This window comes from Proteus sp. fly-1067, from assembly GCF_040139345.1.
In the GTDB taxonomy this organism is placed as follows: Bacteria; Pseudomonadota; Gammaproteobacteria; order Enterobacterales; family Enterobacteriaceae; genus Proteus; species Proteus vulgaris_B.
On record NZ_JBEEUL010000003.1, the window covers coordinates 26,051 to 48,570 of the forward strand.

The 22,520-nt window shown below is 34.8% G+C and carries 30 protein-coding genes and 1 pseudogene; 25 read left to right on the forward strand and 6 right to left on the reverse strand.

Going from position 1 to position 22,520, the window contains the following annotated elements; translation table 11 throughout:
- Nucleotides 1–3 precede the first annotated feature (3 nt).
- From ABN217_RS06355 to ABN217_RS06450, 19 genes are all read left to right on the forward strand, one after another.
- Nucleotides 4–432 carry a hypothetical protein gene (locus tag ABN217_RS06355; protein WP_349459221.1) on the forward strand — a complete coding sequence of 143 codons (429 nt, stop codon included), beginning with the start codon at nt 4–6 and terminating at the stop codon, nt 430–432.
- A 101-nt stretch (nt 433–533) separates the two neighbouring features.
- Nucleotides 534–755: a putative hemolysin gene (locus ABN217_RS06360; RefSeq protein ID WP_349459222.1), complete on the forward strand. Its 222-nt coding sequence runs from the start codon at nt 534–536 to the stop codon at nt 753–755.
- A gap of 206 nt (nt 756–961) precedes the next feature.
- The gene (locus tag ABN217_RS06365; RefSeq protein ID WP_072065074.1) at nt 962–1,168 is read left to right on the forward strand and encodes a hypothetical protein; all 207 of its coding nucleotides are present in this window, start codon (nt 962–964) and stop codon (nt 1,166–1,168) included.
- A gap of 2 nt (nt 1,169–1,170) precedes the next feature.
- Nucleotides 1,171–1,380 (forward strand): hypothetical protein, encoded by a 210-nt coding sequence (locus ABN217_RS06370; RefSeq protein WP_349459223.1) that lies wholly within the window; start codon nt 1,171–1,173, stop codon nt 1,378–1,380.
- Nucleotides 1,361–1,537, forward strand: coding sequence for a hypothetical protein (locus tag ABN217_RS06375; protein ID WP_349459224.1), 177 nt, complete (start codon nt 1,361–1,363; stop codon nt 1,535–1,537). The genes ABN217_RS06370 and ABN217_RS06375 overlap by 20 nt, the downstream gene beginning before the upstream one ends.
- Complete coding sequence (locus ABN217_RS06380) at nt 1,527–1,931, forward strand: hypothetical protein (RefSeq protein ID WP_349459225.1); 405 nt, start codon at nt 1,527–1,529, stop codon at nt 1,929–1,931. Before ABN217_RS06375 ends, ABN217_RS06380 begins: the two co-directional genes overlap by 11 nt.
- The gene (locus ABN217_RS06385; RefSeq protein WP_349459226.1) at nt 1,928–2,227 is read left to right on the forward strand and encodes a hypothetical protein; all 300 of its coding nucleotides are present in this window, start codon (nt 1,928–1,930) and stop codon (nt 2,225–2,227) included. The genes ABN217_RS06380 and ABN217_RS06385 overlap by 4 nt, the downstream gene beginning before the upstream one ends.
- Nucleotides 2,224–2,646, forward strand: a complete 423-nt coding sequence (locus ABN217_RS06390) for a hypothetical protein (RefSeq protein WP_161669481.1) — start codon at nt 2,224–2,226, stop codon at nt 2,644–2,646. The genes ABN217_RS06385 and ABN217_RS06390 overlap by 4 nt, the downstream gene beginning before the upstream one ends.
- Before the next feature lie 74 nt (nt 2,647–2,720).
- Complete coding sequence (locus ABN217_RS06395; protein ID WP_349459227.1) at nt 2,721–3,074, forward strand: hypothetical protein; 354 nt, start codon at nt 2,721–2,723, stop codon at nt 3,072–3,074.
- Nucleotides 3,061–3,267 carry a hypothetical protein gene (locus ABN217_RS06400; RefSeq protein WP_144063639.1) on the forward strand — a complete coding sequence of 69 codons (207 nt, stop codon included), beginning with the start codon at nt 3,061–3,063 and terminating at the stop codon, nt 3,265–3,267. The genes ABN217_RS06395 and ABN217_RS06400 overlap by 14 nt, the downstream gene beginning before the upstream one ends.
- Before the next feature lie 220 nt (nt 3,268–3,487).
- The gene (locus tag ABN217_RS06405) at nt 3,488–4,186 is read left to right on the forward strand and encodes a Rha family transcriptional regulator (RefSeq protein WP_349459228.1); all 699 of its coding nucleotides are present in this window, start codon (nt 3,488–3,490) and stop codon (nt 4,184–4,186) included.
- Complete coding sequence (locus tag ABN217_RS06410; protein ID WP_349459229.1) at nt 4,183–4,767, forward strand: hypothetical protein; 585 nt, start codon at nt 4,183–4,185, stop codon at nt 4,765–4,767. Before ABN217_RS06405 ends, ABN217_RS06410 begins: the two co-directional genes overlap by 4 nt.
- 11 nt (nt 4,768–4,778) lie before the next feature.
- Entirely contained in the window at nt 4,779–5,030 is a 252-nt protein-coding gene (locus ABN217_RS06415; RefSeq protein ID WP_349459230.1) for a hypothetical protein, read from the forward strand.
- Nucleotides 5,017–5,415, forward strand: coding sequence for a hypothetical protein (locus tag ABN217_RS06420; protein ID WP_104836592.1), 399 nt, complete (start codon nt 5,017–5,019; stop codon nt 5,413–5,415). Before ABN217_RS06415 ends, ABN217_RS06420 begins: the two co-directional genes overlap by 14 nt.
- Nucleotides 5,402–5,725, forward strand: coding sequence for a hypothetical protein (locus ABN217_RS06425; protein WP_349459231.1), 324 nt, complete (start codon nt 5,402–5,404; stop codon nt 5,723–5,725). The genes ABN217_RS06420 and ABN217_RS06425 overlap by 14 nt, the downstream gene beginning before the upstream one ends.
- A 153-nt stretch (nt 5,726–5,878) precedes the next feature.
- The gene (locus ABN217_RS06435; protein WP_349459232.1) at nt 5,879–7,054 is read left to right on the forward strand and encodes a tyrosine-type recombinase/integrase; all 1,176 of its coding nucleotides are present in this window, start codon (nt 5,879–5,881) and stop codon (nt 7,052–7,054) included.
- 238 nt (nt 7,055–7,292) lie between these two features.
- Nucleotides 7,293–7,787 carry a hypothetical protein gene (locus ABN217_RS06440; protein ID WP_349459233.1) on the forward strand — a complete coding sequence of 165 codons (495 nt, stop codon included), beginning with the start codon at nt 7,293–7,295 and terminating at the stop codon, nt 7,785–7,787.
- Nucleotides 7,787–8,164 carry a hypothetical protein gene (locus ABN217_RS06445; protein WP_349459234.1) on the forward strand — a complete coding sequence of 126 codons (378 nt, stop codon included), beginning with the start codon at nt 7,787–7,789 and terminating at the stop codon, nt 8,162–8,164. The genes ABN217_RS06440 and ABN217_RS06445 overlap by 1 nt, the downstream gene beginning before the upstream one ends.
- 427 nt (nt 8,165–8,591) lie before the next feature.
- On the forward strand, nt 8,592–8,951 hold the full coding sequence (locus ABN217_RS06450) for a hypothetical protein (RefSeq protein WP_340893465.1): 360 nt from the start codon (nt 8,592–8,594) through the stop codon (nt 8,949–8,951).
- 39 nt (nt 8,952–8,990) lie between these two features.
- Here the strand turns inward: ABN217_RS06450 and ABN217_RS06455 are convergent, their stop codons facing one another.
- From ABN217_RS06455 to ABN217_RS06460, 3 genes and pseudogenes are all read right to left on the reverse strand, one after another.
- Nucleotides 8,991–9,122 (reverse strand): hypothetical protein, encoded by a 132-nt coding sequence (locus tag ABN217_RS06455; RefSeq protein ID WP_349459235.1) that lies wholly within the window; start codon nt 9,120–9,122, stop codon nt 8,991–8,993.
- Nucleotides 9,123–9,125: 3 nt separating this feature from the next.
- Nucleotides 9,126–9,410 (reverse strand): annotated as a pseudogene (locus tag ABN217_RS20640) (phage tail fiber protein); the annotation flags it as partial.
- Nucleotides 9,411–9,555: 145 nt separating this feature from the next.
- Nucleotides 9,556–10,140: a histidine phosphatase family protein gene (locus ABN217_RS06460; protein ID WP_349459236.1), complete on the reverse strand. Its 585-nt coding sequence runs from the start codon at nt 10,138–10,140 to the stop codon at nt 9,556–9,558.
- 450 nt (nt 10,141–10,590) lie between these two features.
- On the opposite strand from ABN217_RS06460, the gene ABN217_RS06465 reads away from it, so the two are divergent.
- Nucleotides 10,591–12,141 carry a methyl-accepting chemotaxis protein gene (locus ABN217_RS06465; protein ID WP_197268981.1) on the forward strand — a complete coding sequence of 517 codons (1,551 nt, stop codon included), beginning with the start codon at nt 10,591–10,593 and terminating at the stop codon, nt 12,139–12,141.
- A gap of 189 nt (nt 12,142–12,330) precedes the next feature.
- Here ABN217_RS06465 and ABN217_RS06470 read toward each other — a convergent pair whose 3' ends face one another.
- From ABN217_RS06470 to ABN217_RS06480, 3 genes are all read right to left on the reverse strand, one after another.
- A complete protein-coding gene (locus ABN217_RS06470; protein WP_349459237.1) occupies nt 12,331–12,909 on the reverse strand; it encodes an NAD(P)H-dependent oxidoreductase in 579 nt (192 codons plus the stop codon).
- Between the two features lie 332 nt (nt 12,910–13,241).
- Nucleotides 13,242–14,141 (reverse strand): DNA-binding transcriptional regulator YafC, encoded by a 900-nt coding sequence (yafC, locus tag ABN217_RS06475; RefSeq protein ID WP_196553832.1) that lies wholly within the window; start codon nt 14,139–14,141, stop codon nt 13,242–13,244.
- A gap of 252 nt (nt 14,142–14,393) precedes the next feature.
- A complete protein-coding gene (locus ABN217_RS06480) occupies nt 14,394–14,684 on the reverse strand; it encodes a putative quinol monooxygenase (RefSeq protein ID WP_072068744.1) in 291 nt (96 codons plus the stop codon).
- A gap of 313 nt (nt 14,685–14,997) precedes the next feature.
- Here ABN217_RS06480 and ABN217_RS06485 point away from each other — a divergent pair, with 313 nt between their 5' ends.
- The 5 genes from ABN217_RS06485 to ABN217_RS06505 all read left to right on the forward strand — a co-directional run bounded on the left by ABN217_RS06485 (nt 14,998) and on the right by ABN217_RS06505 (nt 22,433).
- Complete coding sequence (locus tag ABN217_RS06485) at nt 14,998–16,158, forward strand: MFS transporter (protein WP_197268979.1); 1,161 nt, start codon at nt 14,998–15,000, stop codon at nt 16,156–16,158.
- A gap of 1,768 nt (nt 16,159–17,926) precedes the next feature.
- A complete protein-coding gene (locus tag ABN217_RS06490) occupies nt 17,927–19,453 on the forward strand; it encodes an L-lactate permease (RefSeq protein WP_196554898.1) in 1,527 nt (508 codons plus the stop codon).
- A gap of 120 nt (nt 19,454–19,573) precedes the next feature.
- The gene (locus tag ABN217_RS06495; RefSeq protein WP_196554899.1) at nt 19,574–20,293 is read left to right on the forward strand and encodes a (Fe-S)-binding protein; all 720 of its coding nucleotides are present in this window, start codon (nt 19,574–19,576) and stop codon (nt 20,291–20,293) included.
- A gap of 12 nt (nt 20,294–20,305) precedes the next feature.
- Nucleotides 20,306–21,727: a LutB/LldF family L-lactate oxidation iron-sulfur protein gene (locus ABN217_RS06500; RefSeq protein WP_340893475.1), complete on the forward strand. Its 1,422-nt coding sequence runs from the start codon at nt 20,306–20,308 to the stop codon at nt 21,725–21,727.
- A gap of 1 nt (nt 21,728) precedes the next feature.
- Nucleotides 21,729–22,433 carry a LutC/YkgG family protein gene (locus ABN217_RS06505; protein ID WP_196554900.1) on the forward strand — a complete coding sequence of 235 codons (705 nt, stop codon included), beginning with the start codon at nt 21,729–21,731 and terminating at the stop codon, nt 22,431–22,433.
- Nucleotides 22,434–22,520 lie beyond the last annotated feature (87 nt).

The window sequence follows — 22,520 nt, forward strand, 5'->3', positions numbered from 1 at the left end:
GACATGGAAAAGTGTGATTACTTTAATTATGCGAAAAATATAATAGAAAATAATAATAGTGAAGTTGCGATTAGAACATCTATTAGTCGTTCATATTATTCTTGTTATTATCATGCCGGTGAGTTGTTAAAGATAGGATATAAACAAAGTCAAGAGTGGTCTTTGATGCCATTCGGTGAACATAAGAAACTTATTGACTCGTTGATAAAGTTTAATGGATGTAAAGAATCCTACCCTAAAAAATTAGTTGCTAAAATTGGAAATAATTTAAATATATTAAAAATAAAAAGACATGATGCAGATTACAATTTGGGTCTTACCTACACTAAACAAAAAGCACTTCAAGTAATTAATGATTCAGAAAGGCTGATTAATTTAGTAAATACATGCATAGCTGACAGAGAGAATTCAGTCTCTGGTATAGAAAAATGAGTAGTAATTTATAAAGTATTATAAGGCCCTCCCCGCGAGGGCTTTTTTGTGCTAAAAATATATTATTCACAATAGCCATTCGCATCTGTAAGGACGGAATAATGAAAAAATTAACAGTTTTGGCAGCTACCATTATACTCGCTGGGTGCTCTACTACGGGAAATAAACAGGTAGGAATGGCAAACCCTGCCTCTGTGTACTGCGGTGAAATAGGCGGAAAGCTGGAAATAGTTAACACAGATAAAGGTCAAGTAGGATACTGTACATTACCTTCTGGTGAAAGAATTGAAGAGTGGACTTTGTATCGAAGAGATCATAAGTAATACCCTATAGCCCCTAACGGGGCTTTTTTGTACCCTCTCCCCGCCAAAGAAGTGATCTGCATTCCAATCTGAGATTTATTTGAAAATAAATTATCTGAAATATCAATAGCTTTTATACTAAAAACAACATTCAATAGTTTAGGTATTGAAATAAAATAATACTTAAACTATTATTTATAGTGTCGATTGAAAATAAAGGTTTAAATATGACCACTATACATTCTACCGCAATCCTTAATTTACCGAAACCTGACGTACATACAGGCGTAATATTACCTATGTTCTTGTTTCGTTTCTGGACTAAAACTGAGAATCCAGAGAAAAAAGAAGTTATGGCTACCAGTGCTGAACAAGCTAAAGAGTTACTCGGTAGCAATGTTGTTTTCTCTGCTCAATTTCCTTGCGAGGCTTAATTATGGCTCACGAACTCAACTTAGAATCTGTTGCAAAAAAAAGCTCTCAATTAAATGCACTGTTATTTCAACTAAATAATCTTCGAATTCCTGAAAGCCCTGATGTTGAAACTTTAATAGAACTAGCGCATGAATTATCTGGTGATGTTGTTAACTGGATTCTTGAAGAAAATGCACAGAGAGATAATAATCATGGCAAAAGAAATAATTAATGTAGATAGCGGAAAAATGCTAGATACATTACATCGAGTAAAAGCATTTTTAATTTCAGCTCAGTTTCTTTCTCGCAATGGTGAAGAACAAGAAATTCAACTTAGTTTATTATCTCAAGCAGAATATGAAATTAATGAGGTTTTAAATGATGAATAACACTGAATTAAAGCAATCCGCTTGTGATGAATTACTTTATGCAACTTCTATTTTAAACCTCATTATCAATGATAACGTAACACCTAGCGATAATATGTTTAATGCGATTGAGTCAGCAGTAGCCAATATAGATAGAGCCAAAAAAAGTGTATCAAATATTAATACTGATAAATCACCAAAGCCTATCGGTGAAATTAAAATCAGTGATAACAATACAATTGAAACGGCTGTTGGGTGTATTTTAAATACATTAGAAACTGCAATTAATTTAAAAGTAGCTGAAGAAAGCGGTCACATTAAAAATTACGATATTCAAATTACAAATTTAATCCAATCAGCAAAATTAAATTTAGAAACCGTTTATGAAAAAGTAAGTTTCACGGAGGCGCAATGAATATCGATGAATTAATTGTTCTTCCTGATTTAAGTAAATTACCAGAAAGTGAACTAGGGAAATTAAGAGCAAACTTAGACTTATCTATTGATTCACTCATTACGGGAATGAATATATTTGGTGAGTTTATGTTTTGGGCTGATAACAATGAAAATTATGAGGATGGGAAAAATCATATTAGTGATGTGGGATTATTTATAAGCCAAATGTCGTTATTAATATCAATATTAAATGAAAGGTTTGGCGGAATTGAATATGAAATATCAAATCGAAGAATAAAGGGAATAAAAAAATGAGTAAACAACACGAAGCTATTGAGAAGGCAACTGATAACCAAATTACTATTGCCATACGCCCTGTCTATATTATCGCAGGTGCCAATCGTGCTTACTTAAGTGAGCGTTCTGCACTAAATAAACTGGCAAATATTCTAACTGAACGTCAATTCCATAAAGAAGGCATTGAGACTAACTATGAAGGTGAACAGTGTGAACTTGAGGATGGTACAATTGCTTTCAAACGTGGCGAGCCGACTGAACACTTTATGGATCGCAAAGAAGCCAAACTAACTGAGCTCCAAGAACGATTAAAGCAAGAGCGTAATATTGAACGCTTACAAAAAGAATATGCTAAAGCTGTCGCTAAATATGATGATGCAGAAAAAGAAGCTGATAGATTATATTATGAATTAAATAACGCTTTGACCAATAAATAAATCATCTACTAAATAAAAATTAATTATAGCGTTCATGCTAGGGATTGCTACGCTCTGAATTAGGAGTAAGCAACATGGATAAAGTTAATTTACTTGAAATAAGAAGAAAGCGTTTTATCAATTCGGTACTTATTTACATTAAACAAAATGGAAAGAAAGCTAAATTTAAATCAAAGGTAAATAATAAAACTGTTATTACAAAAATTAACTTTGAAAACTTAAATAACTTCTTCCGTGATGTCTATGAAGAAAAAGATTGCCGTCAACGTTGTAAGTGGAGTGATAAAGATATCTACAATACTTATGAGTGGTTATATAACCTAAATGGCTCAATTTCCGATATGGGTAAATACATGATTGATTATATTGTTGAGTATTTACCGCCTTACTTAAATGGAGAGAAATATAAATATCATGACGTATTCTGAATTCATGAGCAAGGGCAAACAATTAGAGAGCAAAGGATTTTATAGACGCGCATTAGAACATTACAACCAAGCTTTCATTATTGCAGATCCACCAGCCAAAGGTGCAATGAGTTATCAACAAAAAATAAGTAATCAATCATCAAAGCGCTGTTTAGATAAGGCCAAAATTAAAATACCGGGTGGCATGTTATGAGTAAGAAAATAAAAAGTAGAAGAGGCGGAAGCAAAACTAAACAAGGACATAAAGGCACAGATTTTGACTGTTGGTTGAGAATGAAGCAAGAAAACAACCTCTTTCATCCAAACATATCTAAATACGTATCAACATTTCAATCCAATATTGATTTCGTAGAAATGCCACTAAATAGATCTATGCGGCGACATATAAACAAAATAAATAAGGACATTTAATTATGCAATATTTAATCAATACAGAATTATCAATGACCTCAAAAGAAATCGCTGATTTAGTCGGCGCCCGTGAAGACAATGTAAAAAGAACCATTGAAAGACTAACTAATAGCGGTGTGATTTCCCACCCTCCATTGGAGGATGGAGCTAAATCAGCTAACGGAGTAATACCAAAACACTATGTTTTTTCAGGTGAAGAAGGTAAGCGTGACAGCATTATTGTAGTTGCTCAATTATCACCTGAATTTACAGCTCGGTTAGTTGATCGCTGGAAAGAACTTGAAGATGAACGAGTCAAACCTAAATCACAGGCAGAAATTATTGCTGCTATGGCACTAGCTAACTTAGAAAGTGAACGCCGAATATCTCATGTAGAGCAAAAAGTTGAACAAGTAAATGAAGTCGTTGAGCAAATAAAACAAGGAACCATCCCTACTGGCTGGATCGGGTACTCTCTGGCTAGAACTAAATCAGGCATGACGGTGGATAAATGCAAAACACTCACCAAACAGTTCAATGTTCGCAAAAATACAATAACTATTCTTACGCCCGAAGGTATGCCTAGACCGATGGCCATTATTCATGAGGCTGATTTTATATCTGCATTCAAGACAATGATGAATGAAGCCGAGAAACGTGGCACTCGCTGGCATCATCCTAAAATGGGATTATTTCAGGCAATTGGCTGGGAGGATAAATGATGGCTTATTTTACTGATACTAGTAATGGCGTTATTTCTGATGATGGTGCTTTAATTTCTTACTCTGAAGCTGTAACAGCTCTTGAATCAGGTAAATACGATAAAGAGTTATTGAAAGGTTTATATTTAGCCGCTGCAGTCATGGGTAAGTTAGCTGATGAACCTGAAACATTAACACCTGAACAGCGAATTTCTGTATGGCGCTGGGTGGTAGCAACTTGCTTTATCCGCGAACTGCAAGAAAAAAATGGCACCACTGAAATTCGTAATGAAGAAGGCGGTGTTGATCTTGCCACTATTTACAGTAACGGAGAAAACGCTTTAACCATTTACCCAGCTTCTTTGCGCCTTTGTCTTGCAAGCCATTTTGAAAGCATTCTTATCGAAGAGTTAGGGGGTATCTATAAAGATTATAGTCCTGACTTCATCATAAAAGCCTATATCGACTTTCTGGATATCTCTCTTGAGCATGGCCCTCGCCTGTCAGAAAAAGGACGTGAAGGACTCTGTATTCTTCATGACGATTATATTCGTGAGTTAGAAGCTAATAACGGATTTCTAGCTATGCCAACTATGCACTAAGGACGGTCAAAATGGTCAAGCAGAATAGTGCTAAGCATGAAGTTAATGAATATGACGAACCGCTTATTAAATCCATTCACCATTTTGATGATGGTTGCTATTACGTCGAACCTTATCTTCATGACTTAAATTTTAGGCGGTTTATCCATGACGGGGTATATAAGCCCCGCCCTAACCCTAAACAAATTACTAAGCCAAAGTTAACGCCGAACATTAAAAAGAAAAAACGCAAATCGAAAGGAGCTCACCATGCTGAAATTTGATAAAGATAACCGATTAATTTTAGATGAACTAAAAACACTTGAGGACTATCTGCGAGCTTTGGCTTACTGCAACTCTTCTATTATGCGTATCGATGCCAGTTTAGATAGACACCAAGAAAGTGACTCAGATTGGGCGATACGTGCAAGAACAGCTCGTAAATATTTGAACTGGCAACGTAGAGCGATTTGCGATCAGCTGGCTATCTTAAAACGCCAACGTAAAGAGGTCGATTATTCACGCCGAATACTCAGAAATGAAATTTTAGTTGCTGAACTTAAAAAGCTCATTACTCACGAAGAGTTTATGCAACTTGTTAATAAGGCCGAAACAGAAGCTAGCGCGCAATTAGTCTCTGTCTTGGAGGTAGATCATGACTACGACTGATCCCGTTTTAATTAAATTAATTTCAGACAACATTGCTGATCCTGGTGATATAACTGACGCAGTCTGGAAAACTGGTTATCGTAAAACAGATTTTACCACTGAGCAGATCATTGATATTACGGTGAGTATGACGGGTGATTCTATTTATTTAAAATTACCCCATGACACCTTGCCTAAGACATTAGATGACATTAGCAAATATCATTTAAACGATATCATTTTTGATGCTCATTGGGATAACCCTTCAGCGACTATCGCGCAGGCTATTATGGAGAACGGGTATAGGAAGGGAGATAATGATGCTATATGAATGTTTACCCATTTCGGCATATTGCAATTTATATGGAGAAACACCTGAGGCCATTAACAAACGCTTACAAAGACAATTTTGGGTTGAGGGCGTACATGTCTTAAAAGTGGAAGGCTCAAAAGAACGATGGATCGATATTGCAGAGGTGAACAAATGGGCTCGCAAAAACAAGCAGAATTCTCATTACCAAGAGGAGTAACTGTTCGTAATAATAAAACCAAACAAACTATTGTCATCACGTTTACCTATAAAGGGGTTCTCTGTCGAGAGCCCTTATCTAGACTAACTGTTGATAACAAAAATATTAAATATGCCGAAAGATTACTTGCTGAAATTCAAAATAATATTGAACGATCAACTTTTAATTATGCCAAGTATTTCCCTGAATCTAAAAAACTCCCATTATTTGGGATTAATAATAAAATAAAAACCATTATTGATTATTTAGACGAGTATCTCGTTATATGTGAGACAAGAAATTTATCGCCATCAACTATTGGTGGGTATAAGAAATGCAAGAGCGCCCTATCTGACCTGCATAAATTACAAGTAACATCATTAACACCTGCGATCGTGAAAAACTGGATACAAAAACAATCTACATCATTAAAAACGATACGAAATCAGCTTTCATTTTTACGGAGTGCAATAGATGAAGCAATTACTGATGGGGCAATATCTATTAATCCTGTTAGTTTAATTTCAGCTTCTCGGTATCAATCAAAAGGTGGCACCACAGAAAGTAGTTATATTGTTGATCCACTATCACCAAAAGAAGTGTCTGCACTACTTCTTGCCACTAAATATGAGCAATGGAAAAACTTATTTAGGTTCGCAATTAATACGGGGTTACGAAGCTCTGAACTATGTGCCTTAAAGTGGAGTGATATAGATTTCATTGAGCGCACAGCCCACGTTCAATCAGCAAGTGTTGTGGGTGTTATCAAAGAAACAAAAACTAAAGCAGGCACAAGAAAAGTTGAGCTAAATGATGAAGCCATGAAGTCACTAAAGGAACAAAAACAATTTACCTTTATGAAAGATGGTGTCATTTTTGAAGATCCTAAAACTAATCAAGCTTGGACTAGTGCTGATGCAATTAGAAAAAAAGCATGGGTTCCAACATTAAAAAAAGCTGGCGTAAGGTATAGAAACCCCTATCAAACAAGACATACGTTCGCCACCCGAAATATTAGCCAAGGAGTTAATCTATTTTGGCTCGCAGGGCAAATGGGGCATAAAGGACCCGAAATGCTATTTAGACACTATGGGGGATATCTTAAGGAGTATGATGGGGAGACGGTGAATACTAAAAAAACAAAATCCTGACTTCTATATTATTGAATGATATTTTCTACAAAATTCAACTTTAAGCATAAAGCCAACATGTAAAAACGCTCATTAATGATACCTGATAAACCATAATAAAAAACACTACATCTCTCTAATGAGAAGGCATAAATTAATTACTACTCTTTTATTCCGTGTATAATCGGCAATATTATCTGTAAACGTAAAAATTTAACATGCAAATTATTTGACCAACATTATGTATTGGTATCTATCAATGACTAAAAATATTAATCCTATTGTGCCTGCAGATGAAGAACTTTTACCTGCAAAAACAACACCACAGACCGATGGCAACTACCAACCCAAACCTAAGCGTCCATACGATAAACTTCTTACAGACCTTTCTGAGGAAGATTTAAAATCACCCGGAGTGTATAAATTAATACTTGCAAAAAATAGTGAACTTGAGTACGAAAATTATGAATTGAAAAAAAAAGACTCTGAGCATAGAAAACTTGAAGCAGAGCACGCATCGGCAAAAGCTGATTTACACCATCTTAAAACAACGAAAAAGTCTATAGAATTTCTATTCTCTGTGTGCTTAGGTGCAGGAACTTGCTTGGTCGGGCTTTCATTATCGATAAAATCAACTGATTCTTTAGTGGGAGGAATAGCAGTTGGTGGTATTGGGTTAGTTCTCGCTGCAATTGCTATAGTGGTAGCATTCCGAGAGAATAAAGGAAGAGACAACGAAGGGGAAGGCAAATAATGAAGTTTAATCTACAAGGACTAAAAAACCCCGGTGATATAGAAAAAGAACGCGTTGTAATTGAAATCTTAGAGGATGGAAATGTGGGGCAATTGCTTGTTGCATCTACTATCCAAACTGATGACAGCTCTGTTTCTCCAAGAATAAGCAACCCTTATTGGATACCAGACCAAGATGTAAAAAAAGGTGATTTAGTTATTGTCTACACAAAAAGCGGGCAAAAGAGTAATAGAAAAAATCAGACTAATTCATCTAGCTACTTTTTCTACATTGGGATGGATAGTTCCATTTATGATGAAAGTGACAAAACCACTGTTGTATTTGATATATCCAATTGGCTGTTTGTTCATCGTGAGCCAGAAGAACCTCAACCATAAACAACCACATTGAATACTCTTAATTTTAAAATATACATATTTAGCAAGTTACAAATCTTCTTTAGATTATGTAACTTGCTAAAATTATTTATATCATTGATAACAGAGCATTATAATGCAAGGATGACTAATTTCGAGCCTCCATATGCACATCTAGTACACATGGTTAATGTCTCTTTAGAATACCATTTGATAATCAATAAATTAAAAGATTTCGGACGCGGGTTCAACTCCCGCCAGCTCCACCAAATTTGGTGGGTCAGTGATAGGACAACGGTTTTAAAAACAAGAAGTTAGCGAAATCATCAAGACTACACACTGACAACAAAAGGACTATAAATGACACGCAAATGACACGCGGATCATTTAAAGTTTAGAAAGGCTCACTTCGGTGGGCCTTTTTATTAAGATCGCCATCGGGTGAAAAATGAAAACATCAGAATTAATTAAGAAGCTACAAGAAATAGATAAGACCGTGCCTTTTGATGCTGACATTGTTACTGGTGATGACTGGCTGCCTTGTGGTGTTGAAAATGTTTACCACGCACCGCCTAATACATACATTCAATTTAACTCCTACGATACAGATGAGATGTGGGAAAATCTGCAGGAAAATAATAGGCGAACATCTATTATTGAGCTATCAGCACGAGCGAACGCAATTGATGATGTAGTCAAAATGATAGAGTCCAACCCATCTATTACAGCATTAGATATAATAAAAGAATTAAATATCAGATCTAAACAGATGTTAGAAATGGCTAATTTATTGAAAGACACAAAGTAGTGCCGATGCTCGATGGAACCGACCGAGTTATATAATCAATCAGTTATCGATTCCTGGTGTCTTATTGGTGTCCTGATTTTCTTCCTCTTCTTTTTGTCTGCGTTCCTCTTCCGCTTTCTGCACTTCTTCCATCTCACGCATTCTCACGTTATAGATTGCTTGCTCTGGCATCTGTACACGAACGGAAATAAAACGGCCATCAGGAATATCAATCGGGTCACCGTCATTGAAACCCTCAATTGCATTACGTGCAAATTTAGGCGCATTTGGATGAGTGCGGTGATAGGTTTTAACAAAAATAGAACCATCTTTGTTAATTTTAGAGTTAACCCAAATCAGTGGTTGTTTATTAACATCGAGTGGAATTTCAATACTACCATCAACACCACCCCAGCCTGCGTCAGCGTTAAACCCAAGAACTCCTTCAATGAGATACTCATCCCGAAAGTGCCTTTTGATTCGTCATAGTTGTGGATGTGCCGTTAAAAATAACATTACATCACGGCTATTTTTATTATCAGAATAAATTCTGATTTATATTCAATTTAATAGGGTATATCTGTTCATAATAAATTTTAAAAATAAGTTATTCTCTATAATATACCTATTTATCCAAACATATTGGCGATACACCATTTAATCCCTGCTGCCTTTGCTCAAATATGACGTTTTTTTTATCACCCTCTCGGATTATTTTTAATATATAAATACTATCAAAATCACTGCTCTTCCATTTTGGGATTAATTTAGGATCTCCTCCTTCTTTCTTCATGATATCTCGTGCTACTTTAACTAAATTATCATGCTCCCATGCAATAAAAATAACTGAGTTTTCATATTGCTGACTTAACAGGTCTTCACATAATTTTTTTATCTCTTTGGCATGATAATTAAGGTGAATAGGCAGCGACATTTTAATAGCGAGAGGTGAAAGCGTTTGAAGTGAACGTAATGAATGACCTAACTTACTTTGTTTAGGCGCAGCAGCAAATAATGCGTCAGGCTTACCAAATTGATTGATAAGTACATCCGGTAAAGCGAGAGATCTATTTAATCCTTTACAGGTCAGTTGCCCACTTTCATTATCAGGTTTTTCACCATGCCTTATAAAAACGAGTGTTTGTTCTGAATACGCCATATGACTAAACCCTAAAATAAATACGCTCAAAAATATAAATACACTGCGCATACAGCGTGACCTTTAAGTCAATTTAGTATAATAAATATGGAGAGTTAAGTATATTTAACACTAGCCATAAACCCACAGGTTGTAGACTACTCAATTTATCATAGCCAAAATTTTTTCAGAGGCCGTATCTTCTTAATCTTCAAAATCAAATTAACATATATAAAAACAAGACAAACAATTGTTAACAAAAAATAAAGAATATCTTGAACTTTCATTACTTAACTATCAATTTTATAAAATTGAATGAATATTAAATACTAAGCACATTTAGATAAAAAAAGGGAAGAAATCTCTTTTTTACACTAAAAATAGTGTGTTAAAAATCAATACAAGCCTTTTTATCTGCCTTTATTTCGTTTAATGACTAAAGTTCTATCACTGCTTACCGATACTGTCTTTTCTTCAATAAGTTACTAATGCTTATTAATTATTATTTATCCAGGGTTAAGCATGTTCTTTAAAAACGTTAAAATTCGTACAAAGTTAACTATCGCATTTACAACATTGGTAATGTTAATTGTGTTGGGTTCTAGTTTTTCATTAATGGGGCTGAATAGTGCGAATCAAGATATTCATGATGTCGTTGATGATATCTATCCAGCCACAGTAAAAGCCAATTTGCTAATTAATAATTTCAATGAATTTATTATCTTCCAGCAACTCACCATGCTAGATGAACAAGGAAATTTAGCCGCCGAACAAGAGAGTAAAAAAGCTGAGATCACCGCCAAGATTGCTCAATTACTAAAAGAGTTAGAAGAAACAACTCACGATGATGAGTCAAAAAAAATACTCGCTGAAGTTTATGAGATTCGTCAGAAATATATCACTTCTCAAAATTTTGTAGTAAAAGCATTTAACGAAAATAATCGGCATGCTGCTGTTAATGAATTAATCACCAAAACAGCAGATATTCAACTTATGTATCGCGATAAACTCTTGGAATTTATTGCATTACAAAATCAAAAAATGAATGATGCAGGTGATCATGTTGAGCAGGATTTTACTGAGAAAAGATTCTTTTTAGTTTTATTAACGCTGATCAGTATTGTTGTAGGTAGTATTTTAGGGTGGTTTATTACTAAGAGTATTACTCTCCCGTTAGATCAAGCCGTTAATTTCGCCAAAGCGATAGCTAAAGGTGATTTAACACAAGAGGTGAATACAAATTACCATGATGAAGCAGGAATGTTATTACAAGCACTTGCTGAGATGAAAACCCATCTATTGGATGTCGTACAAAATGTACAAAATGGTGCTGAAAGTATTTCATCTGCTGCCGAACAAATTACGGCAGGAAGCCAGAATTTAGCAGCAAGGACGGAAGAACAGGCAACATCCGTAGAAGAAACAGCAAGCTCAATGGAGCAAATGACCTCGACGGTGAAAAATACCACAGAGCACACACATGATGCTATCAATGTTGCTGAAAAAACAGAAATTGCAGTACACCATAATGGTGAAATGATGCTTCAGTTAACAGAAAAAATGAGAGCAATGAATAGCTCTTCATCTCAAATGACCGATATAATTAATTTAATTGACTCTATTGCATTCCAAACTAATATTCTGGCACTCAATGCTGCGGTTGAAGCCGCAAGAGCAGGAGAACATGGCAAAGGCTTTGCTGTTGTAGCAAGTGAAGTCAGGTTATTAGCGCAAAAAAGTGCAGATTCAGCAAACGATATACGTACCTTAATCGAAAACTCATCGCTACAAACACAAGAAGGTATGGAATTAGTCGAACAAGCCGGAGCACAAATTCAAAAAATGATCACCGATGTGGAAGAAATTAGTGCGCTATTACGTGAGATTGGGCAAGCAAGTAATGAGCAAAGCGATGGCATTTCACAAATCAATAATGCAATAAGCCAGTTAGATTCCACTACGCAACAGAATGCGGGGCTAGTCGAAGAATCTGTCGCAGCAGCCAGCTCACTTAACGAGCAAGCATTAAATCTCAATCAATTAGTTAATTACTTTCAATTAAAGAACCATTAATTTATCATTGTTGATTGTAAACATTAAGGTCACCAATAAAATAATCGGGTGACCTTAATGATAAAAATAAAAAGCTATTTTAAGCTGTAGAACTGCCATCAATATTAATACTTGATTTTATTTATCTGCTTAAACGCTTTTTGCTAAAGCAGGTAAATAGAAAGTAAAGCATGATGAAAAATATAAATACTAGCCAAATACATGTGTTAAATGTGCTTTATATTCAATAATATCTTTATCAACGTTAGGCTCTTTAATCACATCATTTGTCATAAAGGTTGGTAATTGAGACAAACCTAAAAATTGTTGCGATTTATGAAAAGCGAAATAAACACCGTCAACCCCTCTTCCATCAAAGAAATTACCAAACTCATTAAAGGCTTCAATAGGTGCATTCCATGTTACGGAGATCATGTATTTTTTGCCTTGCAGTAAACCGCCTGTGCCGTATTGTTTTTTAGGATCACGACGGGTACGGCCATCGTTTTCATAGAGTTTACCATGACCGAGAGTGTAAACATCATCCATATATTTTTTCGTTTTCCATGGCATCATCATCCACCAGCCAGGCATTTGATAAACAATTGTGTCAGCCCATAGAAACTTTTCAATTTCTTCATCAATATCATAGCCTTCTTCGATTTGTGTTTCTTTAACGCTATGACCTAATGTCACTAAATGTTCTGCAGCCATGTCATGTAATGTGCGATTTAATCGACCTGCAGAATGACCAAAATTTTGACCGCCATTAATCAATAAAATATTCATATCTACTCCTAAATTTTCTATTACGATATTTAATGACGCTAATTTAGCAGAAAATAGAAAGAATGGCGCTCAACCACAAATCTTGAAAAAACAATCAAAACAAAATTATCAACTGTATTGTTAATAAAATTATAACCATTAAAATATAAAAAACCAATAAGTTGATTTTTACGATTAAGTGTATTAATAATGGTGATTATTGCTTTTTAGGTAAAAGTCTATTGTTACTTAGGCTATTTTTTAAAACACTGGGTTGTTGTAGGCTTAATAAGAGTATTATTTATACCCATGGTTTTTATGATCATAGCAACACTAAGATAAGTTGCACAAAACTACAGTTTTAAAGTATCAGCCAAATATTGCGTTAAACTATCAATAAAAACCCGAATACGTTGGCTCACTACCCTGTCACTATAATAGACAGCATGAAAAGGTAATGGTACAGGTTTTAATTCATCACTAAATAACGCAACTAAATTACCTTCTTGAATATCCTTATTCACCATAAAATCAGATAAACACGCAATCCCTTCACCATTTACACATAATTGTCTTAATGTTTCTCCACTATTTGAAGAAATCCCATCGGTAACTGTGACTAACTCATTCTCTTCAATTTCTAATGGCCATGTATTTAATGAAGTCGGTTCAGTAAATGTTAAACAGGTATGATCATCCAAATCAGTTGTTGTTTTAGGGCTACCTTTACGCTCAATATACTTTGGTGATGCAATAATTTTACGGTAACTATTAAATAAAGGGCGAGCTCGTAAACTTGAATCAGTTAACTGCCCAACACGTATCGCAACATCCACTTTGCGCTCAATTAAATTCACAAATGTTTCCGATGAAACTAATGATAAAATAATATCAGGGTATTGCTGGCGAAAAATAGAAATAAAAGGGATCAAAAGATGTAATACGACGGGTGTTGCCGCATCTATACGTAATAAACCTTTAGGCGAGCTTTGTGTACCATGTAATTCATTTTCAGCGGCTTGCATTTCTTGCAAAATGACTTTCATTCGCTGGAAGTAAAGTTCACCTTCTGCGGTGAGATCAATTTGACGAGTCGTTCTATTAAGAAGGTTTACGCCCAATTTATCTTCTAATTTTTTTACAGTACGGCTTACAGCTGAATTAGCAAGGTTCAGTTTATCTGCCGCTTTTGTAAAACTTTTATGTTCAACAACTTCAACGAATACACGGGCTTCTTCTGATGTTGCTTTCATATTATAAATCTCGGTAGAATTAGATAACACATTGAGATTTAAGAATACGGATATTTTTTCATTATTGCAATTAAGTTAACAATAGAAAGATAATGGTGAGTTATTGTGAATAATTTAATCTCAGACGATAATTATAATACCTAAAAAAAAAACAAGCAGATATACGTAATAGTATATCTACCCAAATTAAAGCTTAAATATACAACGCTCTATTTAAAAATACTGCGACACATTAACGAAGGATAAATAGGATTAAGCAATTTTCTCTATAAATTTGATATCTAACAGATCAATTTTATCTTTTAGATTTTCAACAAATGCTTTCATATGTGCCGTTTCATTGTGTTTATCAATGGCACTTTGGTTTTCCCAAATTTCAAAGAAAATAAACGCTCTTGGTTGTGTGGTATCTTTATGCAATTCATACTGAAGACAACCTTCATCCTGATGACTTGGTTTTATCATTGCCTTGCAAGCAGATAATACTTCATTTTCATGGTGTTCTTTCGCCACAATCGTGGCAATTAATCTGATATTGTTCATACAAAAAATCCTATAATCCAACAAAAATACAAGTAATAAGTAAAATAACAAACTGAAATTACTCTAACATAATTTCAGCACTATTCTTCATTTCATTATTTACATTTGAGCAAAAGTAAATTGTCGATATTGCTATTATCACGATAGTACATTCAATTATTAAAAATCAACTCACTAGTACAAAACCCAACATTAATTATTGCGATTAAAGCAATAGTCTATTGTTTTTTACCTTATTTATTGCTTTGAGTTATCTAACTAAACTACCGCCATATTAATTTTTAAGCCCTTACCCATTTTGCTAGGAATAATGATGAAAGCCTTTCTCCCTTTATTAGCACTCGCCACCGGTGCTTTTGCTATCGGTGCAACAGAATTTACACCTATGGGCCTGTTACCTAACATAGCCTCAGGATTAGATATCTCAATAACAACAGCAGGTGGATTAATCACAGGCTATGCGGTTGGTGTTATGGTTGGCGCCCCCATCATGACATTAGGTTTAGGTCGATTAACAAAACGTCATGCTTTAGTTTTTCTTTTATTACTCTTTATTGCTGGCAATTTATTCGCTTCTCAAGCAAATGGTTATTGGAGCCTTATGATGGCTCGTTTAATAACAAGCCTTAATCATGGCGCTTTTTTTGGTATTGGTTCCGTCGTTGCCGCAAGTCTTGTTGAAAAACATAAACAAGCTTCTGCAGTTGCAGCCATGTTTATGGGATTAACTATTGCAAATTTAGTGGGAGTGCCACTCATCACTTGGATGGGTCAACAATATGGTTGGCGTTTAGCCTTTATACTGATCTCTGGATTAGGCTTTGTCACTTTAATTGGCTTAATGCTATTTCTTCCTGTTATTCCAAAAGGAAACAAGCCCAATATCAAATACGAATTAAAAGTACTAACTCGTTTACCTGTTATGCTGGCATTACTCACAACCGTATTTGGCGCCTCGGCACTGTTTGCGCTTTATACTTATATCGCACCATTCCTCATTAACATCGTCCATATCAGTGAAGGAGATGTTGCCATAATACTGGTGGTTATTGGATTAGGATTTACTGTAGGTAATTACTTGGGTGGTAAATTATCAGCAAATGGTATCGAAAGAACATTGGTGATATTTTTTACTTTGCTAATTTTATCTATGCTTGTACTACCATTAGTTTCAAATAATTTGTATCTCACTGTGATCACCCTCTTTATTTGGAGTTTAGCAAGTTTTGCACTTGTACCACCATTACAGATAAAAACAATGCAGATAGCTCATGATGCACCAAGTCTGGTGTCTTCTGTTAATATCGGAGCATTTAATTTAGGTAATGCTATTGGCGCAGTCATTGGGGGGATTGCACTAAAATATGGCTATAACATCGTACCTTTAAGTGCGGCTTTAGTGGGGATTATTGGTTTATTACTAGTTTTCTCACAATTTAAGATCAAAAGAGAACCGGAAAAGAGTATTGCATAGGTTATTAACACCTCAATCAAGGCTAGAAAAAAGGGATCAAGTTCACAATTTGATCTCTTTTTTTTCTCACCGTAACATTAACAATGAAATACATACATTTTATTTAAAGTTAGATAAACCGTTCACAAACCTCACCTTATTTTAGAAAATAAATACAACATCAAATGTTAAATCCTAAAACATTGCTAACATAAACGATGAATTCCGTTATCAAAACTAGGTTATTTAATGATTAAAATAATCTTTTCATCATTAATATTCCCACAATTATTTATCCATAATAATGCCATTAGTTGCGAAACAAATCCTGATAACGAAAAAGAAAAAAAGAAGCAACGGTTACTTTTCATCAAAAGAAAATACCTCTTTAGAGGTTATTACGTAGCTAACGTTACAATGATTATCTATACACTCATTTTCGGCCATCTTTTTTCACCTTAATTATTTGTATGACAATTACTAAGGCGAAATTTATATCTCTTCTAAAAATGAGCCCAACGACTTCAAAAATATTTCACTTTTTCCCTTTCCTTTAAAAATCCATTAAAACACTCTAAAATGGTAAACAAACTGGTTTAATAAGACATTTTCTATTATTAAAAATAAATATATTGTCTATTTTTTGTAATGAGAAAAAGAAAAAATATAATTACACCTTTTTTCCTATATGATCAAGATCACTCTATGCATAGTGTTATGTAAGTGAATTTAAAAAGAACCATTCTCATTTATCAATTACTCATCCTCGTCAAAAATTCGTTATCCTCATGATTTGTATTACAAATAGAAAATACATAAAATCTAACAACCATGCGACTTAAGCATCAAAAAAAAGTTAATCATTGATGATGGATTTACATTAAATTTTATTTAAACAGTTAATATAAAAATATAAAATAAGTATAATTAAAAATAAAAAATAAAATAAAAGACAATTAAAATCAAAAAAAATAATATAAATAATTTTCGAGTGAAAAATAAATAAATATAAAACAAAAAAACACAAATAAAATAACACTAAAAATTAAAAATAAAACAAACAATAAAAACAGAAATAAAAATAGAATTAAAACAAAAAAACATAATTATTTAATTTCAATTTAACAGCACTAACAAAAAAAAACAAAAATAAAAATAAAAAAGTAATTATTAATTTATAATTAATAATCTTTATATATTTAAAAGTAATTAAAAAAAGAAAATTAAAAAATAAAAAATAAATAAAAAATAATTTTTATTCTATTTTCTAATAAATTAAATACAACCAAAATACATTAATTTATTTAAACATTTAATGTAATTATTATAGTTGTTTTTATCATGAAAAATGACATTTGCTGTCTACTTTTACTGTTCTGTTACATGACTGGAACCATCGATATCGTTCTTTTTTTCATCAAAAACCAATTTGATAACAACATTAGCAACTCAATTACATTGATGAACATCAAAAAACTCGACAATTAACAAGCAAATAATGAGAAAAAAGGAATTTTTTTATATTTGTCACACAATTGATTTTAATCTATTACATCTCAATAAATATTCCCTACAATAGCCAACTAATCTAACCTGACAATTTCCTAAGTAATGATATCTTTCATTGTTTAGGTTAGTAACTATCTTTTTTTATTTATGATTTATCGTTTCAGCAAAGTAGAGCATTAATAAAACCTAGTACCCTACACAATTATATAATGACCAACTTATAGGTTTGCCAACGCAGTTATAAACGATAAAAATTGCAAACTTAAGGATAAAAATAATCATGTCAGACTATCTCTCATTCTTATTAGGTATAGTACCTTTAGCGGTTTTGATTTTTATGATCTTAAAAATGAAATCAGCCGTTCACCATGCAGTGCTAGTGTCTTTAGTGATAACTGTTGCACTTGCTATTTTCCATTGGAACAACACCATTCAATTTGCCTCTGTTTCTGTGCTTTATGGCGCAATAAAAGGATTGTGGCCAATCATTATCGTGATCCTTGCCGCTATCTATAGTTATAACCTGATGTTAAAAACTGGGGGAATGGAAGTACTTAAAGATGTTCTTGCAGGAATAAGTGATGACAAACGAGTGCAAGTTTTGCTTATCTCATGGTGCTTTGGGGGATTTCTTGAAGCGGTTGCAGGGTATGGCACTGCGGTTGCTATTCCTATCGGTATTTTAATTGCACTTGGATTTGATCCTTTTAAAGCAGCTGTTGCCTCTTTAGTTGCCAATACCGTTCCTACTGCTTTTGGTGCTGTTGGTATCCCAGTCTCTATTTTGGCGCAAAACACTGGACTTGATGTATTAGTGTTGAGTAAAACCATCATTATCCAGTTGGGGCTATTCAATATTCTGTTACCTTTCGTCATTGTTGCCATTGCAGGTGGTGGCATTAAAGCAATTAAAGGTGTCGGATTTATTACTTTAATGTGTGGTATAAGTACCCTTATCCCTCAATACATTGTTGCAGCTAATTTAGGTGCTGAATTACCTGCATTTGCGGGAAGTTTAGTCAGTTTGGTTGTGGTTATTTTCCTTGCTAAACGTATGAAAAATACGAGTGATACGAAAAAAGCCGCTAAAAAACACTCGGGTAAAGAACTCTTAGTTGCAAGCTCTATCTATCTGTTTACCTTTATCTTTATTTTGGCCTGTTCACCTTTATTTCCTGCTATCCAAAGCATGGCGGGATCGATTTCAACAAAAATCCCATTTGTATTAAGTGAAACGCAAACTGAATATCAAACAATTGCTTGGTTAAGCACACCGGGTGTGTTGATTATTTTAGCTAGCTTTGTGGGAGGCACCATTCAAGGTGCAAACGTTTCAACCCTTATCTCTGTACTTGTTAAAACAACTATCCAACTGAAAAACTCGATTATTGCCATCACAGCAATTGTGGCAATGGCAACCGTCATGGATTTCAGTGGCATGATTGGCAGTATTGCTGAAACCTTGGTCGATTTTACAGGTGCAGGATTTATCTTTATTGCCCCAGTGATCGGTGCTTTAGGAACATTTGTAACCGGCAGTGACACTAACTCAAACGTACTATTTGGTAAGTTGCAAACCAGTGCCGCCGCTAAACTTAATATTGACCCTTTTATTTTGGCAGCAGCGAATACCTCTGGTGCGACAGGCGGTAAGATGATCTCACCTCAAAGTATCGCTATCGCTGTTTCAGCCACCAAAATGGATGGGCAAAGTAGTGCCATTATGCGTGAAACCTTAAAATATTGTATTGCTTATATAATTATTCTTGGCGCAAAAATTGGCATTATTTATCACTTAATGAATTAAGTAATTAAGAAAAAGGGAATGAGCTTATTTCACTTCCTTTTAACTTATAAAGAATCAATAAAAAGAATTTTATCTTTAGTAAAAATGACAACATCTGAGCGATGTTTTGGAGTTCGATTAATGAAAGTTAATTTTTATGCGACCTGTCTTGGTGATGTGCTGAAAGCAGATTCAGCCAGAGACACCGTCTTGTTACTTGAGAAATTGGGTTGCGAAGTACTATTTCAAGAGCGCCAAGGTTGCTGTGGTCAACCCGCACTTAATAGCGGTTATGTTAATAATGCAAAACCTGCCATGAAATCGTTAATTGAAACATTAGAAGTAAATGACTACCCGATTATTTCCCCTGCAGGCTCCTGTACTTATGCCATAAAAGGCTACCCAACTTATCTTGCTGATGAGCCACAATGGGCATTACGTGCACAAGGTGTCGCAGACCGCCTTATAGATTTAACCAGTTTTATTGTTAATACCTTGGGTGTTGTCAATGTTGGTGCCCGCCTTCCTGGTAAAGCAGTTTATCACCCATCATGCAGTTTAACCCGAAAACTGGGTGTTGTTAGTGAGCCTTTGACACTATTAAACCACGTTGAAGGTCTTGAAATGTTACCTTTTGCGAACTCAGAAACCTGTTGTGGTTTTGGTGGAACATTCTCTGTGAAAATGTCTGAAATTTCAGGAGAAATGGTAACCGAAAAAGTAAAACATATTATGGATGTAAGTCCTGATTATGTCATTGGTGCAGATACAAGTTGCTTAATTAACATACAAGGCCGTCTGAGTCGAGAAAAGCGCCCTGTAAAAGTGTTGCACATTGCACAAGTTTTAATGAGCCAATAAGGGAGCCTACTTATGTCTATCAAAACCAGTGATATCGATTTCAGACCTCGCCTAGAACATGAAATGAAAGACACTATCATGCGTAATGCGGTCGTTATGGCACAAGAACGCATTGGGGCTAACCGTCAAATCATGGTCAAAGAACTGGGAAATTGGGAAGAATGGCGAGATCGCGCTGAACAAATCCGTAACCATGTTCTTGAAAATTTAGATGCTTATCTCTATCAATTATCTGAAAAAGTAACAGAAAATGGAGGTCATGTTTATTTTGCTAAAACAGCAGAAGACGCCTCTCGTTATATTTGCGACGTTGCAAAAAAGAAAAACGCGAAGAAGATCGTAAAATCTAAATCAATGGTCACCGAAGAAATTGGGATGAATAAAGCCTTACAAAATGAAGGCATTGAGATCATCGAAACTGACCTTGGCGAATATATTCTTCAATTAGATAACGATCCACCTTCTCATATCGTCGTTCCAGCAATCCACAAAGATCGTTATCAAATTCGTAAAGTCCTAAATGAAAAACTCAATTATGAAGGCAGCGAAACGCCTGAAGATATGACGCTTTTCATTAGACAACGTATAAGACAAGATTTCTTGTCTGCTGATATTGGCGTTACTGGTTGTAACTTTGCGGTAGCTGAAACAGGCACCGTCTGTTTAGTCACCAACGAAGGTAATGCCAGAATGACTACCACGTTACCTAAAACCCATATTGCAGTCATGGGGATGGAGCGTGTGGCACCGACATTTGAAGAAGTTGATCCATTAATCACTATGTTATGTCGTAGCGCGGTTGGCTCTCGTTTAACCAGTTATAACACTTGGGTAACTGGCCCTCGTGAAGCCGGTAATGTAGATGGTCCTGAAGAGTTCCATTTAGTGATTGTGGATAATGGCCGTTCTGAAATTTTAGGCTCACAATTTAAAGATATTTTACGCTGTATCCGTTGTGGTGCTTGTCTTAATACGTGTCCTGCTTACCGTAATATTGGTGGACATGCTTATGGTTCAATTTATCCAGGTCCAATTGGTGCGGTAATTTCACCACTGTTAGGGGGCTATAAAGATTTCCATGATCTCCCTTACGCTTGTTCATTATGTAATGCATGTAATGTGGTTTGCCCTGTCAAAATTCCTTTAGCTCAGTTGATATTAAAACATCGTCGAGTGATGGCTGAAACCGGTTTAACACCGAAAGCAGAACGTCGAGTCACAGGTATGTTTAACTACCTAAATTCACATCCTACGCTTTGGAAAGTGGGAATGAATGTAGGTGCAAAAATGGCGGGGTTAATGATCAAAAATGGTTCTACACCAATCAAAATCAGTGTTCTAAATGATTGGATGGAATCGCGTGATCTACCAAAACCAGATGGTTATAGCTTCCGTAGCTGGTTTAAACGCCATAAAGCAGAAGGAAAAAAATAATATGTTAAACGAACAAAACCGTAATGAATTTCTGCAAACTATTGCTGAAAAATTAGGGCGCCCTATTGCGCATAAACCACAACCACAGCCAACACCGGTTAATAATTTACCTAAAACACGTTTAGCTAATCTGACTCAAGATGAATTGTGCAAAGAATTTACTGATTTTGCACAAACTCAAATGGTGAAATGTGTTGTTAGTAAACCAGAAGAGCTCATCAATAGCTTAATTGAGCTCTGTGAAAGTTATGATTGTAAAGGCTCGGTGGTAATAAGTGGTGATGATCGCCTAGATGCACTAGGTGTGACAAAAGCTATCAGTGAAAAATACGAAACCTATATTTGGAACCCAGAAATTGGTCATGAAAATATTATTCATGCTGAACGTTCTCAAATTGGAATTGTATTTGCTGAAGCGGGCCTAACTGAATCTGGAGGGATTGTCTTATTTTCTTCACCAGAAAAAGGACGTTCTGTTAGTTTATTACCTGAAACCTCAATTGTGATCCTACGTAAAAGCGATATTTTGCCTCGTGTGGCTCAAATTGCTGAGCGTTTACATAAAATGGCACAAGAAGGCGTAAGAATGCCGTCTTGTATCAATTTAATTGGTGGTGCAAGTTCTACAGCAGACATTGAATTGATTAAAGTATGGGGAGTTCATGGCCCTGTTCATGCAGCTTATTTGATTATTGAAGATTGCTAATTCAAGATAAAATAACGTTAAAACGATAACAAAATAGCTAACAGTCAGAGTCGATCATCGACACCTAAATTAAACCCAAAAGATAAG

What these genes read in the sequence shown, in the direction of transcription:
- ABN217_RS06355 (WP_349459221.1), top strand. Translation starts at nt 4, where the DNA reads ATGGAAAAGTGTGATTACTTTAATTATGCGAAAAATATAATAGAAAAT.
- ABN217_RS06360 (WP_349459222.1), top strand. Translation starts at nt 534, where the DNA reads ATGAAAAAATTAACAGTTTTGGCAGCTACCATTATACTCGCTGGGTGC.
- ABN217_RS06365 (WP_072065074.1), top strand. Translation starts at nt 962, where the DNA reads ATGACCACTATACATTCTACCGCAATCCTTAATTTACCGAAACCTGAC.
- ABN217_RS06370 (WP_349459223.1), top strand. Translation starts at nt 1,171, where the DNA reads ATGGCTCACGAACTCAACTTAGAATCTGTTGCAAAAAAAAGCTCTCAA.
- ABN217_RS06375 (WP_349459224.1), top strand. Translation starts at nt 1,361, where the DNA reads ATGGCAAAAGAAATAATTAATGTAGATAGCGGAAAAATGCTAGATACA.
- ABN217_RS06380 (WP_349459225.1), top strand. Translation starts at nt 1,527, where the DNA reads ATGATGAATAACACTGAATTAAAGCAATCCGCTTGTGATGAATTACTT.
- ABN217_RS06385 (WP_349459226.1), top strand. Translation starts at nt 1,928, where the DNA reads ATGAATATCGATGAATTAATTGTTCTTCCTGATTTAAGTAAATTACCA.
- ABN217_RS06390 (WP_161669481.1), top strand. Translation starts at nt 2,224, where the DNA reads ATGAGTAAACAACACGAAGCTATTGAGAAGGCAACTGATAACCAAATT.
- ABN217_RS06395 (WP_349459227.1), top strand. Translation starts at nt 2,721, where the DNA reads ATGGATAAAGTTAATTTACTTGAAATAAGAAGAAAGCGTTTTATCAAT.
- ABN217_RS06400 (WP_144063639.1), top strand. Translation starts at nt 3,061, where the DNA reads ATGACGTATTCTGAATTCATGAGCAAGGGCAAACAATTAGAGAGCAAA.
- ABN217_RS06405 (WP_349459228.1), top strand. Translation starts at nt 3,488, where the DNA reads ATGCAATATTTAATCAATACAGAATTATCAATGACCTCAAAAGAAATC.
- ABN217_RS06410 (WP_349459229.1), top strand. Translation starts at nt 4,183, where the DNA reads ATGATGGCTTATTTTACTGATACTAGTAATGGCGTTATTTCTGATGAT.
- ABN217_RS06415 (WP_349459230.1), top strand. Translation starts at nt 4,779, where the DNA reads ATGGTCAAGCAGAATAGTGCTAAGCATGAAGTTAATGAATATGACGAA.
- ABN217_RS06420 (WP_104836592.1), top strand. Translation starts at nt 5,017, where the DNA reads ATGCTGAAATTTGATAAAGATAACCGATTAATTTTAGATGAACTAAAA.
- ABN217_RS06425 (WP_349459231.1), top strand. Translation starts at nt 5,402, where the DNA reads ATGACTACGACTGATCCCGTTTTAATTAAATTAATTTCAGACAACATT.
- ABN217_RS06435 (WP_349459232.1), top strand. Translation starts at nt 5,879, where the DNA reads ATGGGCTCGCAAAAACAAGCAGAATTCTCATTACCAAGAGGAGTAACT.
- ABN217_RS06440 (WP_349459233.1), top strand. Translation starts at nt 7,293, where the DNA reads ATGACTAAAAATATTAATCCTATTGTGCCTGCAGATGAAGAACTTTTA.
- ABN217_RS06445 (WP_349459234.1), top strand. Translation starts at nt 7,787, where the DNA reads ATGAAGTTTAATCTACAAGGACTAAAAAACCCCGGTGATATAGAAAAA.
- ABN217_RS06450 (WP_340893465.1), top strand. Translation starts at nt 8,592, where the DNA reads ATGAAAACATCAGAATTAATTAAGAAGCTACAAGAAATAGATAAGACC.
- ABN217_RS06455 (WP_349459235.1), bottom strand. Translation starts at nt 9,122, where the DNA reads ATGCCAGAGCAAGCAATCTATAACGTGAGAATGCGTGAGATGGAAGAA.
- ABN217_RS06460 (WP_349459236.1), bottom strand. Translation starts at nt 10,140, where the DNA reads ATGCGCAGTGTATTTATATTTTTGAGCGTATTTATTTTAGGGTTTAGT.
- ABN217_RS06465 (WP_197268981.1), top strand. Translation starts at nt 10,591, where the DNA reads ATGTTCTTTAAAAACGTTAAAATTCGTACAAAGTTAACTATCGCATTT.
- ABN217_RS06470 (WP_349459237.1), bottom strand. Translation starts at nt 12,909, where the DNA reads ATGAATATTTTATTGATTAATGGCGGTCAAAATTTTGGTCATTCTGCA.
- yafC (WP_196553832.1), bottom strand. Translation starts at nt 14,141, where the DNA reads ATGAAAGCAACATCAGAAGAAGCCCGTGTATTCGTTGAAGTTGTTGAA.
- ABN217_RS06480 (WP_072068744.1), bottom strand. Translation starts at nt 14,684, where the DNA reads ATGAACAATATCAGATTAATTGCCACGATTGTGGCGAAAGAACACCAT.
- ABN217_RS06485 (WP_197268979.1), top strand. Translation starts at nt 14,998, where the DNA reads ATGAAAGCCTTTCTCCCTTTATTAGCACTCGCCACCGGTGCTTTTGCT.
- ABN217_RS06490 (WP_196554898.1), top strand. Translation starts at nt 17,927, where the DNA reads ATGTCAGACTATCTCTCATTCTTATTAGGTATAGTACCTTTAGCGGTT.
- ABN217_RS06495 (WP_196554899.1), top strand. Translation starts at nt 19,574, where the DNA reads ATGAAAGTTAATTTTTATGCGACCTGTCTTGGTGATGTGCTGAAAGCA.
- ABN217_RS06500 (WP_340893475.1), top strand. Translation starts at nt 20,306, where the DNA reads ATGTCTATCAAAACCAGTGATATCGATTTCAGACCTCGCCTAGAACAT.
- ABN217_RS06505 (WP_196554900.1), top strand. Translation starts at nt 21,729, where the DNA reads ATGTTAAACGAACAAAACCGTAATGAATTTCTGCAAACTATTGCTGAA.